Origin of the sequence: Longimicrobium sp., from assembly GCF_048594345.1 — a bacterium.
In the GTDB taxonomy this organism is placed as follows: domain Bacteria; phylum Gemmatimonadota; class Gemmatimonadetes; order Longimicrobiales; family Longimicrobiaceae; genus Longimicrobium.
In genome coordinates this window covers 21,454-35,456 of the sequence record NZ_JBMDXM010000085.1, presented here as the reverse complement: position 1 = coordinate 35,456, position 14,003 = coordinate 21,454, and the positions used below count along the sequence as shown (strand labels likewise).

Sequence of the window (14,003 nt, the reverse complement as noted above, 5' to 3'; positions counted from 1 at the left end):
GGATCCCTCAAGCGCCACGGGCAGTTCAGCTTCCTGCTCTGGAGAAAGGAGCGGGCGCCGTCCCGAGTGGCCACGGCGCCCATCCTGAACCGATTCCGGCCCACCACGGTTATAGCGGCGGACCAACTCCCGTACCCAGTTGGCCGTGTACGTGGTTACCCGTGCCACCTCTTCCGCCGATTCGCCCTTTGCAACCAGCCACAGAACCTGCCAATGCATCTTCTCGGCAGGGTGCGTGGCGCTGCGGTACCGCTGCTGAAGCTCGTCCGTGCTCAGATGCCCTTCTACGCGGATACGGCGGCTCATGCGGTCGCTCCTGAGGCGGGTAGTAGCAAGCACTGCTCCCACACTTCTCAATGTAAACGGCGCACCCCAGAATACCTAATCTATTTCCGGATTTGGTATAATGGCGCACGGCCTGGTTGATGAGCTGCTCGCTGCGGCTGCCCCGCCACCGCGACATGCCGGACTGCACGCTGGACTGGGCCTGCACGTCGGCCGCGGCGCCGAGCGCAAGGGCGAGCGCCGCGAGAGCGAGTACGTTTCGGAAGCGGATCATGGGAGTGTCTCTGCGTGGATGGAGGGTGAAGCGTCGGAGAGGTGCGTCCGGCGAGCCGGCAACGGGTAAGGCAACCCCGGCGCCGTCTCTCCACCCTCCACGCAAGTCGTTGAACCACAATCGGCTGCGTCGACGGCACCTCGTGGCTGCGCATGCTCCACTGTCCACCCTGTGTGACACTTCTCGGCGGGTCTCCACGACGGCGCGTGCGGGGACACGGTGGTTGTCCCTGGAATTGGAGCGGGCGGATGGTTCTCCAGATCGCGCATCAGGTGGTGTGATCGACATGCTCCGGTGCGCTCCGGAAATTGTCGAGCGATCCGTATCCTGCTCAAAAAAATTCTCATGGCCCCCTGCCGCATTCCATCTACCTCCCGTTTCCGAAGCTCTTACAAAAGATCACGCCTCGTCGACCGCCCTGCCTGCACCCGACACCTGGGAATCCCGCCCCCGACCGCGACGGCAGAGGAAACGCGCACGAGAAAACTCCGTTGACTCCGTTAACTCCGTGTGAGGCCCATTCCTTTCGTGGTTTCGCCACGAATTCGAGGAAACGGCAGGAGAAAACTCTGTTGACTCTGTTGACTCTGTGTGAGGCCCCATTCTTTTTGCGTATCGGAATGGCTCTCCGCCAGGCGGTGCGTTTTCATCAACGGAAAGTGCAGATGACGGAATCATCATCCACATCCCCCGATCCGGCGCTGCGGGAACGCGTGGAGCGGGCCGCGGCGGGGCTGACGTATGGCAGCGAGTCCGACCGGCCCTTCGAGTTCTGCTCGCTCCCCGGTGGAGGCGACGCACCGCCGGGAGCGGAGGCGTTCGGCGCGCTGATTGGGGCGCATGGCCCGGTGGAGGAGCGCGACCTGGACGACTTCTTCATGCGGCACATTGAAACCATCGACCCGGCCGACACCGGGGCGCAGCACCTTCGCCCGCGCTACGAGGCGCTGCGCGAGCTGCTTCGCACATCGCTGAACGGGACGACGGTGTACCGGACGGGGCGCGTGGAGGTGCAGTGCTACGTTGTGGGCGGAGATGGAAGGGGGAACCTGGCGGGGGTGCGGACGGTGGCCATCGAAACGTGAACGGATGGACACGTAAGGTGCGGCCCCTGCTACACATCCGTGACGCAGCAGGCTCCGAAAAGTCTTGACTGCGGGTGTCTGATAAGGTAAGTTCAAGTGTTCTCCCGCGGTGCCTGCGCCCTCTCCTTGTCAGCGAGGGCGCGTTCCTTTTTCCGGACCCTCCCCAACATGAACAATCTCACGATGCGCGGCCTGGGTGTCGTTGCGCTTGGATTGGTGCTGGCGGCATGCAGCAACGACCAGGTGACGGACGCCGCCAGCGCCGGTGCCAGCCTGGACCTGCAGGCCACCGCCGTTTCTCCGCTGGTGATCAACGAGATCATGCCCAACCCGTCGGGGGTCGACGACACCCTGGGTGAGTGGTTCGAAGTGTACAACACGGGCACCGCGCCCATCGACCTGCAGAACTACATCATCGCGTCCAACAACGACGCGGTGCACGTCATCAACACCAGCGTGGTGGTGCCGGCCGGCGGCTACGCGGTCCTCGCCCGCAACGGCGACCCCACCAAGAACGGCGGCGTTACGGCCAACTACTCGTACGCCCACCAGCAGTTCAACCTGAACAACAGCGCCACCGACTGGCTGGCCCTGCGCGACCCCTCCGGCGCCTCGCTGGACTCGGTCAGCTGGGGCACCGCGTCGCCCCCGACGGGCGCGTCGCGCGGCCTGACGGACGCCACGCTGGACAACCTGGTGATGAGCGGCCCCAACTGGGCCACGCAGACCACCGTGTACGGCCTGGGCGACAAGGGCACGCCGGGCGCCGCCAACGACGGCGCCACCGTGCCGCCGACGGATCCGCCCCCGGTGGGCGGGACCGGCAACCTGGTGATCAACGAGGTGCTGGCCGACCCCAGCGCGGTGCTGGACGCCAGCGGCGAGTGGTTCGAGGTGCACAACCGCGGCACCACGGCGGTGGACCTGAGCGGCTGGACCCTCGCGTCGAACAACGACGTGTCGCACACCGTGGCCAGCAGCGTGGTGATCGCCGCGGGCGGCTACGTGGTGCTGGGGCGCAACGGCAACACGGCCACCAACGGCGGCGTCACGGTGAACTACGTGTACGCCGGCGCCACCACGCTCAACCTGGGTAACGGCACCGACTGGCTGGCGCTGCGTGACGGGGCGGGCGCCACCATCGACTCGGTGGCGTGGACCAGCGTGACGGCCGGCACGTCGCGCGCGCTGATCGACCCGGCCAGCGACAACGTGAACATGAACGGCGCCGCGTGGGCCAACAGCACGGCCACCTTTGGCTCGGGCGACCGCGGCACGCCGGGCGCGGTGAACACGGGCGGTGGCACCGGTGGCGGCAACGGCACGGTAAGCCTGAGCATCAACGCCCCGCGCCAGATCCCCGTGGGCTACACCAAGCCGGCGTTCCCCACGGCGCGCAACTCGGCCGGGCAGGTGGTCACCGACGTCACCTACACCTGGACCAGCTCCAACCCGTCGGTGGCGGCGGTGGACTCGCTGGGCTACATCAACGGCCTGAGCGTGGGCTCGGCCACCATCACGGCCACCGCCAGCAACGGCGGCTCGGGCAGCGCTTCGATCGAGATCCTGCCGGCGGAGGTGCCCACCACGGCCGTCTACCGCAACCACCTGGAGTTCGGCACGCCGGACGGCGCCACGGGCATCGCGGTGAACAAGCCGGAGTTCGCCTCGCTGTACAGCGAGACGCGCGGCGCGCCGGCGTGGGTGTCGTGGAACATCAACGCCACGCAGTTCGGTTCGGCGCCGCGCTGCGACTGCTTTACCGCGGACCAGACGCTGCCGGGTGGCGTCTACAAGGTGGTGGACTTCAACTACCGCAACGGCGGGTACGACCGCGGCCACATGGTGCAGTCGGAAAGCCGCACGGCGACGTTCCAGGAGAACGCGTCCACCTTCCTGCTGACCAACATCGTCCCGCAGGCGGGTGAGAACAACCAGGGTCCCTGGAGCCAGTTCGAGAACTACCTGAACGACCTGGCCCGCCAGCAGGGCAAGGAGATCTACGTGGTGGCCGGCGGCGAGTACACGGCCAACCCCGCCACGCTCAAGGGCGAGGGCCGGGTGCAGATCCCGGCGTGGACCTGGAAAGTGGCGGTGGTGATGGACGGCGGCGAGGGGCTGGACGACGTGCACGGCACGGGCGACCTGCAGGTGCTGGCCATCCGCATGCCCAACGACACGGCGACGGCCCGCGGCATCCGCAACAACCCGTGGACGATGTACGAGACCACGGTCGACGACATCGAGGCGCGCACGGGCTACGACCTGCTGGACGCGCTGCCCAACGGCATCGAGCGCATCGTGGAGAGCAAGGACCGCGCGCCGGTGGCGGCCACGGACGGCCCGTACGTGGGCATCGAGGGCTCGTCGGTCACGCTGAGCGCGGCCGCTTCGTCGGACCCCGACGGTGACGCGCTGACGTACGCGTGGAGCTTTGGCGACGGCGCCGAGGGTACGGGCGCGGCTCCGACCCATGTGTACGCCGACAACGGCAACTACGCGGTGACGGTGATCGTGACCGACCCGTACGGCGCGGCCGACACGGCCACCACCACGGTGACGGTGATGAACGTGGCGCCCACGGTGGCGGCGTTTGCCCACGGCTCGCTGCTGCAGGGCGAGGTGTACGCGACCACGGGGAGCTTTGGCGATCCGGGCGCGGACCAGTGGACGGCCACGGTGGACTACGGCGACGGCGGTGGCGCGCAGGCGCTGGCGCTGAACGGCGACAACTTTGCCCTGTCGCACCGCTACACGATGGCCGGCACCTTTACGGTGACGGTGCGCGTGACGGACGACGACGGCGCCGCGGGTGTGCGCACGGCGACGGTGACGGTGCGGACGCCGGGGCAGGCGGTGGACGGCCTGTCGGGCGCGGTGGACGCGCTGGTGGCCGGCGGCAGCCTGCACCACGGCAACGGCAACGCGCTCAACGCCAAGCTGCGCGCGGCCGACGCCTCGCTGGCCCGCGGCCAGGGCCACACGGCGGTGAACCAGCTGAACGCCTTCATCAGCCAGGTGGATGCCCTGGCGGGTGCCGGCCGGCTGACGGCGGCGGACGCGGCGCAGCTGCGGGCGGCGGCGCAGCGCATCATCGCCAGCATCGAAAGCCTCTGATTCGCCTGGCGGATTGAGGAAAAAAGCGGGGCCGCATCCACACGGATGCGGCCCCGTTCGCTTTGTTTACGCTGTCCAGCATTGGCGTGTTTTGACGATGCGGAACGCGCCTCTTGTTAAGCCGCCTCCGGGGCCGTAGACTGGAGAGTGTAACACTACTGGATTTATACGGTTTGGACGGCGGCCGGGCGGCTGCCGTCAAGGGGAGGTGACGCATGCCTCCGCCTAGCCCGCACGTGCCTGTCGAGGCCATCCGGGAGGCGGCACGGCGTGCCGTCGCCGAGGCCTCCCTGCGGGCGGTGGCGCGCAGCATCCCGATGAGCCCCATGGGCTTGCAGCATTTCGTCAACGGGACGCGGCCGTACCGCTCGACTCTGCGCAAGCTCACAGCGTGGTACGTGAACCGGGGCGCCAGCCGGGGAGAGTTCTCGGAGGACACAGCGCAGGCCGCGCTCGCCATCCTGCTGGACGGCATCCCCGAGGGTCAGCAGGCGGACGCTCGCGCCGCCCTGCTGGAGCGTCTTGCTTCCCTGCACGCCGACGCACGCACGGAGCTGCCGCTCTGGCTGGCGCGCCTGCTGGACGCTGAAGCAGACGGCGCGGAGCCGGACGACTCGGGGTGATCCCGCGTCCGCCGCGACTCGTGACGGTCTGGCTCCCTGTGGTCGATAACGAACGCGGCCCTCTCCCGGCATAACCCGGGGGAGGGCCTTTCGTGTCCGTGATCGTTGGATGTGGATCGTTCGATGCGGCCGCCGCGACTTCGGAATACTCTCCGTCTCCGTCCAGACTCCGTGCCGCTCACCTCAATTGTCGAGGTGGTGGAGGGTTCACAAGATCGCGCATCAGGTGGTGCGAGCGACGTGTTTCTGTGCGCTCCGAACGGTCATCCACCGATCCGCATGCCTCTCCCAAAAAACGCGGATGGCTCCCTGCCGCATTCCTTCTGTATCGCGTTTCCGACATTCTCACAAAAGGTCCTGCCTCGCCGACCGCCCCATCTGCACCCGACACTCCGGCGTTCGGCTTCAGCGCGAGATCAGCGGAAACGCCACGAGCAAACTCCGTTAACTCCGTTGACTCCGTGTGAGGCCTGTCCTTTGGTCGATACGGACGAGCCCAGAGGAAACAGCACGAGAAAACTCTGCTAACTCTGGTAACTCTGCGTGAGAAGTCCTCTTTTTGCCGGATCCGAGGATTACGCCGGGCGGCCGAGCCAGGCGAGCGCGCGATCGGCGGCGGCGATGCCCCGGTCCTGGGCCTCTTCGAAGAGCGAGAGGCCGCTCACGTCGGAGTGGGCGTAGAAGACGGGGCCGGGGGCGCGGGCCAGCGCCTGGCGTGCGGGATCGGCGAGAAAGCCGGGCGTGGGGCGCACCATCGCGTGGCCCATGCGCATCACGTCCACGCGCGAGACGCACGCGCGGATGTCGGGGTGCGCGGTCTCCAGCTCCGCCAGAATCGCCTCCTTCCACTCCGCCCAGCCACGGCGCAGCAGCAGGGCCCTCGCTTCCGCTGCGGAGTGGCCGGAGAGTGCGTGGTAGTACGTCCACACGGTGCGCTCCGGGCGAAACGCGTGCGTCTGGTGGGTGGCCGACACGTACCCCAGCGACGGCGAGCCGTGGATCACGTTGTCCCACGCCGGCTCAAAGCCGTGCTCCTCGGGCCAGCGGTCCAGCGTCAGGTTCGCCGTGATCCACGGCGAGTAGTCAAAGCGCACGGCGGGCGCGCCCTCCACCACGTACGGCGCCAGAAACGACGGCGCGGCCCACACCACGGCATCCGTGCGGTACTCCGTGTCGCCCGCCAGCACGCGCAGGCCGGTGCCGGCGCGCTCCACGCGGTGGACGGGCGCCCCGGTGCGGACGTGCTCGCCCACGCGCTCCATCAGCCGGCGGGTGATCCACCCGTTTCCCTCCGGCCAGGTGAGCGGGCCTGAGGTTTCGCCGTCCGGCGCGCGGGAGGCGAAGTAGTGGATGCCCGCCCATGCGGAGGTTTCCGCGAGCGCGGCGCCGTAGTCGTCGCGGCAGGCATAGTCCACGTACCAGCGCAGCTCCGGCGAGCGGTAGCCGCGATCGTCCATCCACCGCGCCATCGACACCCCGTCCAGCGGCGACGGACGCACGCCCAGCGACGAGGGGATGGTGAACGCCCCCGTGGCGCGCATCCCCGCCACCTCGTCGGCGAAGCGGCGAAACTCGTCGCGGTCCGCGGGGGTGCGGACGAGCGCGGCCTCGAAGCCCTCGTGCCAGCGGCCCCAGCGAAAAATGCGCTCGCGGGGCTGGGTGACGAGCATCCGCGGATCCCACACGCCGTCCCGCAGCACGCCCAGCTCCTCGAACAGCTCCCGCACGTGGGTGGCGCGCGCGTCGGGGACGGGGACGTAGTGCGCGGCCCACGGATACGACGTGACCTCGTTTACCCCCGAGCGCGCGTTGCCGCCGGGCTCGTCCTCCAGCTCCAGCAGCACGAAGTCCGTGTGGCCGCGCCGCCGCAGCCGCCACGCGGCGCAAAGCCCGGCGATACCCCCGCCGACGATGACCAGCGGCACGCGCTCCGTCCGCCGGGGCGCGGCGGCGGGCACGCGGTCGCGCAGGCGGTGGCCGCGCGCGCCGCCGTCGTCCACGAAGCCGCCCCCGATCCGCCGCTCCGTCTTGCGGCCGCACGCCACGAACGGCGCGGCGGCCACCGCGGCCACGAAGGCCCGGCGCGAGATCCCTAGCGGGTGATCCGTTCCCAATCTTCGCTGTAGTAGCGCACCAGGATCTGGTCGTCCAGGCGGTTGGCCTGCACCGGCACCGGGCGCATGTCGGCGGGAAATTCGAACAGGCTGGGCACCGTGCCAGGCGTAAGGTAACGCAGCCCCTGCGGCAGCCGCGCCGGGGGCGTGTAGTCGTCCCGGCCGGCAAGGACGAAGCCCCACTCGCCAAAGGAGGGGACGTACAGGTGGTAGGGCCAGGTGCGCAGCCCCGCCTCGCGCAGGGTGGTATCGATGCTCCAGAACGCGGAGCGCGCGAACAGGGGTGACGTGCTCTGCACCACCACCATCCCGCCACGGTTCACGTGGTGCGAGAGCAGGCGGTAGAACGCGGTGGTGTACAGCTTTCCAACCCCGTAGTTGGAGGGATCGGGAAGGTCCACCACCACGAAGTCAAAGCTTTCCCGGGTCTCGTCCAGCCAGCGGAAGGCGTCCTGGTTCACCACCCGCACCCGCGGCGAGGCCAGGGCGCCCCCGTTCAGCCGCACCAGCTCGCGGTGCGTGCTGAACAGGCGCGTCATCTCCGGATCCAGGTCCACCAGCGTGACCTCTACCCCCGGATAGCGCAGGATCTCGCGCACGGCCAGCCCGTCGCCGCCGCCCAGCACCAGCACCCGCCGGGCGCCGGGGAGCGCCGCCAGCCCCGGGTGCACCAGCGCCTCGTGATAGCGGTACTCGTCGCGCGAGCTGAACTGCAGGTGGCCGTTCAAAAACAGGCGCAGGTCGTCGCGCCAGGCGGTAAGGACGATGCGCTGGTACGGCGAGGTGCGGGTGAGGACGACGGGATCCGCGTACAGGCTGGTTTCCGCCGTGCGCGTGATGCGCTCCGCCCCCGCGAACCCCGCCGCGAGCGCCGCCAGCACCACCGCGCTCGACGCCACCAGGCGGCCGCGGCGGGGGAGCATCTCGCGGAACAGGTGGATGGACCAGAGCGCCACCAGCGCGTTGATGATGCCGAACAGCAGCGCCGAGCGCACCATTCCCAGCCGCGGCACCAGCACCAGGGGAAACAGGAGCGAGGCCCCCAGTGCGCCCAGGTAATCGAAGGTCAGGACGTTGGCCACCACGTCCTTGAACTCCAGCCGGTTCTGCAGCAGCCGCATCAGCAGCGGGATCTCCAGCCCCACCAGCGCGCCGATGATAAACACCAGCGTGTACAGCAGGAGCTGGAACGCGTCCGTAAAGGCGAACGCCAGGAAGAGGAGGGTGGACGAGAAGCCGCCCACCACCGCCACCATCAGCTCCACCGTGACGAAGCGCGAGGCCAGCCCGCGGTGCACCCAGCGCGACAGCCAGCTCCCCACCCCCATGGCGAACAGGTAGGTGCCGATGACGGTGGAGAACTGCAGCACGCTGTCGCCCAGCAGGTAGCTGGCCAGCGCGCCCGCCACCAGCTCGTACACCAGCCCGCACGCCGCGATCAGCAGCACGGTGATGAAGAGAGCCGCGTTCACGCGCGCCCCTCCGCGCGCCAGCGGCCCACCAGACGAGCGCAGGGACTTGTCAGCGAGGCTTCGGACATTGTATCTTTCGACGTCGAATAGGTGTATGTCCTCACCGCGTGTCCGGGTAGATGATCATGGGAGAGGTGGATGCGTTCCATGTTCCCGGCTTCAAGTGCTACTTTCCGGCCTCGGATCACTACCCCCAGCATTTCGAGGTCTACCGCCGGGGGGAGTACGTGGTGCGCATCTTCTTTTTGCGCACGGGGCCGCAAGCGCGGCCTCAACCGGGAGCACACGCTGCGGATGCGCGGTGAGTTCGGGCCCGCGGAGCAGGCCGCGCTGTTCGAACAGGTGATGAAGCACAAACGACGGCTGCTGCGCGAGTGGAACGCCAAGGTGTGCCCCGACCGGAGAGATTGAGATGGTATCGCTGAACACGCTCACCGTTCTGCTGGGCGAAGACCTGCGCGGCGACGGGCTGCCGGCGCACGCGGGCATCCGCATGCTGGACGCGTGCGACACGGGCGAGGCCGCCGCCGCACGAAAGCTGTTCGTGTTTACGCCGGCCACGCGGCTGGAGGCGCTGGCGCCCTGCATTACCGAGGCAAATCGGCACAACCGGCTGCAGGCGCTGCTGGTGCGCAGCGACGTGGAGCCGGAATGGGTGCCGTACCTGCTCAAGCGCGCGGGGCTGCGCACCCTGCGCAACCTGGTGGTGCACCACGACGACCAGCTTCCCGGCCGCGTGCTGCGCGCCTGGGCCATGGGCGTGCAGCACGAGACCATCGCCACCGCCGGCGTGCTGGGCGACCGGCTGGTGGTGGTCACCTGCGCGTTCAACGAGTTCGAGGCCGGCTTCGACGCGTACCCGGCGCTGGGCCGCATCCCCGTCGCCGAGCGGCCGCGCTTCCAGGTAGAGCCGGACGGCATCTTTCTGCACTGGCCCGGCGGCGACGTGCACCTTACGCTGGACGACGTGCGCATGGCGGCAGATCCGCGCCTCCGCGCCCGCGCCGAGACGGTGCGGCGCGCCCACGACCAGGGCTTCGGCGCGGCGGTGCGCGCGCTTCGCCAGAGCCGCGGGATCAATCAGTCGGGGGTGCGGGGATTGTCCGCGCGGCACCTGCGCCGCATCGAAAACGGCTGCGTACCGGGCGACGAGGCCATCCAGGCGCTGGCCGCCGCGCACGGGCTTTCACCCGAGGCGTACCTGGACGCCGTATCGGACTTCGATGTGCCCTGACTGCGCTCCTTCTACGCCAGCCGTGAGCATCCCCCTCCGTCCGTGCCCGCCGGCTACCAGATGGCGGCGGCGATGATGATGGAGACGCCGATGGCCATGGCGCCCACCACGATGGCCAGCGCCGTGTTGTGCTCGTCGATGAGCTCGCGCCACAGCGTACCGGGCGTCATGCGCTCGATGGCGAAGAACGCCAGCGCGAACAGTACGATCCCCAGCAGCGCGTAGACGGCCGCGGCGCCCAGGTTGCTCAACAGATCGTCCATCGTCCCGTCCTCACTTGCCGCCCAGGTAGCGGCCGGACCCGGTGTAGTGCACGCGGTACGCGCCGGGGTTGTCGCGCACCGAGCGGGGGGCGGGCTGCCCCTCGCGGGCGTTGCTGAACGGCGCCCATCCGCGGTACTCGGCCAGACCCACCAGCGCGAGCACCGCCGTTCCAAAGATCAGGTACCACCGTATCTGGCGCATGGCTCAGTCGTCGTTGCCCGAGGTGGGCGGGTAGTCGCTTTCCATCCACCGGCCGTGCTCGAACGTGGCCCCCATCAGCAGCCGCGCCAGGGGCGGCACCAGCAGCGCCAGAAGCGCCAGCAGGTACAGCGACACCGCGGGCCCGCCATGGACGGCGCGGATGGAGTAGCGCACGTCGGTGGTCGCCTGCGGGGCCACCACCAGCCGGTAGCGCCCGGGCTCCACCCGCGGCACGCTGGCCCCGTCGCGGGACGAGCCTTCGGACCAGCGCTCCCCCGCGTCGTAGCCGTAGTAGTACGATGCCTCGGCGTCGAACTCGCGGGTGCGCCCCGTCTGCTCGTTCACCAGCGTCATGTCGAAGTACGCGGACGCGTTGCTCACGTCCGTATCCACCTTTACCCGCAGCCGCGACGGGCGCCCGCTGATGGTGAACGGCTCCGTGACCAGAACGTTCTGCGCCGCCGAGTCGGCGAGGGCGAAGGTGCCGTCGCCGGAGTAGACCTCGCGGGTGGACGCCGAGCGTACCAGCAGAAGCACCAGCAGCGCGGCGGCGAACGCCAGGTACGCGAGCCACATGGGCGCCGCGGGGGGGTGCGGTGACGGCTGGTTGGCGAACACGCCGCGCGGACGCGGCGGGCTGCCCTCCAGCCGGAACGCCTCCCAGATGCGTGCGGGCGGCACGTACTCGCCCACCGACCAGGTCACCTCGTCGCGCGTCTGCTCGCGGGAAAGCAGGAGAGGCGGATGGACGTAGTCGTCGCTCTGCATCCGGTCCCCCACCCGCACCTGCCAGGGAAACTCGCCCAGGACGAACGAAGTCTCCGCGTTGGCGCGCTGAAAGTGGCGGAACCACTGGCCGCGGTGCTGCACGCGCGCCTGCTGCCCGCGGCCGGTGACCTGCGGCGCCTCCTTGAGCGGCACCACGTCGTTCCAGTGGCCGTCGTACTCCGTCAGGTAGCGAAACCCGCGCTCCGGGGCGTGCAGCAGGTACTCGCGCCACGAATAGGTGACCCCCTCCACCTTGATGCTGACCTGCTGAAAGCCCAAGGCCGTCCAGTCCGCCCCGTGCAGCCGGCCCGTGGAGCCCAGGGGGATCATGGGCCTGACGGCCACGCGGTCCTGAAAGCGCTGCAGCACCGCAAGCTTGGGCGAGCGCGCGTTCAGCACCGACTGGCAGTACTGGCAGACGGCGTTCACCGTCTCGCCGGGAAGGCGGATGGTGACGGTGCCGCCGCAGTTGGGGCAGTTGAGCGCGTCCGCCCCCTCCGCGCGCCGCTCTTCCGGCTCGCGCAGGTCTCGTAGCGCGAGCTCCTGGAACGGCACGTACCTGCCCAGGAACACCAAGGGCGGGTCTTCGCTAAAGTCCAGCGTGCCAAAGCTCCCCTCGGCGCCCCCCAGGTCCACGAACAGGACTTCGGCGCGGTTCCAGTACTCGAACGGCAGCTCGCCCTCCACCCCCGAGTACCGCGCGCGGGTCAGCGACGAAACCACGTACTGCGTGCCCCGGACGTTGAACGGCGCCCCCGGCCGCAACGCCGCGGGATCGGGGGTGTGGCGCGCGGGCTCCGCCAGAAAGCTGACGGCGTACTCGTCCTGCGCGTCCGAAAGCCAGCCGCTGCGGCCATCGGCAAAGCCCAGGTGCCACTCGCTCCAGAAGCCCCGCTCGTACTCGTACGCAATGCGGCCCACGACCCGGAACGCGGTGCCGTCGTACACGCCGCGCGTGCCCAGCTGAATGCGCGAGGTGGCGGGCGGCGGCTCGGAGACGCGGCCCACGTGGGCCAGGTCCACGCCGCGGCGCACCAGCACCGAGCCGCAGTGGGTACACACGGTCTGCACGGCGCCGGCCCACTGAAAGCGGACCTCGGCGCCGCAGCTGGCGCAGTTGGCGACGGGCGCGGTCATTCCGCCAGCGCGGGAACGGCGGCGGCGTACGGGCGCTCCACGGCGCGCACGGTCACCTGGTCCGCGTTCAGCAGGGCGCGCAGCTCACCGTCCCAGTCCCACTCCGGCCGGGGGCGGCAGCAGAACAGGTTCAGGCAGATGGAGCCGTGCTCGGGAAAGGTGTGGCAGGCCAGGTGCGACTCGGCCAGCATGCACAGGCCGGTCACGCCGCCGGGGCCGGGAAAGCGGTGCCACTGCGCCGGCGCCACCGGGTGCAGCGAAAGCTCCCGCACGATGCGGTCGAACAGCCGCCGCAGCGTTTCCACGTCCGCGAGCGCGGCGGGGTCGCACCCGTGCGCTTCGACCAGCCATTCACGACCGTGCATCGCTTGAACGAGATGGGGACGGGGTAGATGCCGGAACGGCCTCGCGGCGCCCTTCGCCGCGTGGGCGAACAGTACGGGCGGCGCGCGGCGTGGTTTCGCGAGGAAGGATGTGGCGCGGAGGAAGATACAGGGACGCGGCGCGGCCGGACAAGACGCCGCGCCGGTGCGAACGGCGCGGCGGGCCGCACGGAATCACGCTAGTGAAACCGCCTCCGCTCACCGGTTCAGCAGAAGCACGTGCTCAGCAGAGGCAGGCCGGATGGTTGACGCAATTATTTCAGCTGGCGGAAACCGGAAACACCAAGATCACCAGAGCAGCGAAGAAGGTGACGACCACAAGTGCCGTGAACAGCACCGGGGCGCGCCGGGCAGGAACCCAAACGCCCGTCCAGCCCACGAAAGGCTTACCTTCCAGGTACATCCCCACCTCGCACAGCCCCAGAGCTGCCTCCACCTTCACCAGCAAGGCGCCATTGTCGGCATGTGCGTCGGCAGCACGCCAGAAGTAGGCGGCGGCAAGGGAGCCAAAGGTGGCCACGAGGGTCGCGATCAGAAGACGTCGCGCGTTCAACTCGGCCGGGTGCTCCAGGTACACGGCAAGTACGGACAGAATCGCGGCTGTCGCGAGGCCGAATGCTTGGAACATGCGGTCTTCCCACCGTTCGATGCTGTCGCGCAGACTGCCGTGCAGTGCCAGCATTACGTCCACCCGCCGGCTTTCCAACTCGCTCGTGGGTAACGGGGGATCTGCTTCGAACAGTGCCTCGTGCCTCCGCGGCTCGAACGCTTTTCGGACGTCGGCCGGCATCTGGCTCAACACGAATTTTGTGATGCGCCCCGGCTTGCGCGGCGAGACGTATGCCCGCGCTTCTCCGCGCCGCTCCGGGCCGCCATCCGGACGCGTGGGAGGGTGTGCGGGCTGGCGGGACCAGCCGGCGTCATCGCCGGAATCTTCTGGCTGCGGCTGCTGATCTCCGTGTTCCATGATCACCATCTGTATCAAGGGATGATTGCCTGGAAAACCGGTGCTATGGATGTAGTGCCGGACTGAGTGTGTCAACCGT

Annotated in this window: 12 protein-coding genes; 4 read left to right on the top strand and 8 right to left on the bottom strand. The window is 69.1% G+C overall.

Translation table 11 applies throughout. The features are described 5' to 3' along the window. Positions 1–306, bottom strand: a 306-nt coding sequence (locus ACOJUJ_RS09555) for a helix-turn-helix domain-containing protein (RefSeq protein WP_420126636.1), incomplete at its 3' end; no start/stop codon positions are given. Between the two features lie 918 nt (positions 307–1,224). Between ACOJUJ_RS09555 and ACOJUJ_RS09550 the strand changes: the two genes are divergently transcribed. The 3 genes from ACOJUJ_RS09550 (at position 1,225) to ACOJUJ_RS09540 (ending at position 5,384) form a co-directional block, all read left to right on the top strand. Then, the gene (locus ACOJUJ_RS09550; RefSeq protein WP_420126635.1) at positions 1,225–1,644 is read left to right on the top strand and encodes a nuclease A inhibitor family protein; all 420 of its coding nucleotides are present in this window, start codon (positions 1,225–1,227) and stop codon (positions 1,642–1,644) included. Between the two features lie 168 nt (positions 1,645–1,812). Continuing rightward, positions 1,813–4,761, top strand: coding sequence for a DNA/RNA non-specific endonuclease (locus ACOJUJ_RS09545; RefSeq protein WP_420126634.1), 2,949 nt, complete (start codon positions 1,813–1,815; stop codon positions 4,759–4,761). Positions 4,762–4,976: 215 nt separating this feature from the next. After that, positions 4,977–5,384, top strand: coding sequence for a hypothetical protein (locus tag ACOJUJ_RS09540; protein WP_420126633.1), 408 nt, complete (start codon positions 4,977–4,979; stop codon positions 5,382–5,384). 575 nt (positions 5,385–5,959) lie between these two features. On the opposite strand, the gene ACOJUJ_RS09535 is transcribed toward ACOJUJ_RS09540, so the two are convergent. Together ACOJUJ_RS09535 and ACOJUJ_RS09530 are read right to left on the bottom strand one after the other, a co-directional pair. Further along, positions 5,960–7,456 (bottom strand): FAD-dependent oxidoreductase, encoded by a 1,497-nt coding sequence (locus ACOJUJ_RS09535; protein WP_420126632.1) that lies wholly within the window; start codon positions 7,454–7,456, stop codon positions 5,960–5,962. Between the two features lie 20 nt (positions 7,457–7,476). Beyond that, positions 7,477–8,970 (bottom strand): polyamine aminopropyltransferase, encoded by a 1,494-nt coding sequence (locus ACOJUJ_RS09530; RefSeq protein WP_420126631.1) that lies wholly within the window; start codon positions 8,968–8,970, stop codon positions 7,477–7,479. 412 nt (positions 8,971–9,382) lie between these two features. Here ACOJUJ_RS09530 and ACOJUJ_RS09525 point away from each other — a divergent pair, with 412 nt between their 5' ends. After that, positions 9,383–10,204 (top strand): hypothetical protein, encoded by an 822-nt coding sequence (locus tag ACOJUJ_RS09525; RefSeq protein ID WP_420126630.1) that lies wholly within the window; start codon positions 9,383–9,385, stop codon positions 10,202–10,204. Between the two features lie 53 nt (positions 10,205–10,257). Here the strand turns inward: ACOJUJ_RS09525 and ACOJUJ_RS09520 are convergent, their stop codons facing one another. The 5 genes from ACOJUJ_RS09520 to ACOJUJ_RS09500 all read right to left on the bottom strand — a co-directional run bounded on the left by ACOJUJ_RS09520 (position 10,258) and on the right by ACOJUJ_RS09500 (position 13,942). Beyond that, positions 10,258–10,467, bottom strand: a complete 210-nt coding sequence (locus ACOJUJ_RS09520; RefSeq protein ID WP_420126629.1) for a DUF350 domain-containing protein — start codon at positions 10,465–10,467, stop codon at positions 10,258–10,260. Between the two features lie 10 nt (positions 10,468–10,477). Next, a complete protein-coding gene (locus ACOJUJ_RS09515; protein WP_420126628.1) occupies positions 10,478–10,669 on the bottom strand; it encodes a hypothetical protein in 192 nt (63 codons plus the stop codon). Between the two features lie 3 nt (positions 10,670–10,672). Continuing rightward, a complete protein-coding gene (locus tag ACOJUJ_RS09510) occupies positions 10,673–12,574 on the bottom strand; it encodes a DUF4178 domain-containing protein (protein WP_420126627.1) in 1,902 nt (633 codons plus the stop codon). Further along, the gene (locus ACOJUJ_RS09505; RefSeq protein ID WP_420126626.1) at positions 12,571–12,939 is read right to left on the bottom strand and encodes an S-adenosylmethionine decarboxylase family protein; all 369 of its coding nucleotides are present in this window, start codon (positions 12,937–12,939) and stop codon (positions 12,571–12,573) included. The genes ACOJUJ_RS09510 and ACOJUJ_RS09505 overlap by 4 nt, the downstream gene beginning before the upstream one ends. A gap of 277 nt (positions 12,940–13,216) precedes the next feature. Then, complete coding sequence (locus tag ACOJUJ_RS09500) at positions 13,217–13,942, bottom strand: hypothetical protein (protein WP_420126625.1); 726 nt, start codon at positions 13,940–13,942, stop codon at positions 13,217–13,219. Between the last annotated feature and the right edge of the window lie 61 nt (positions 13,943–14,003).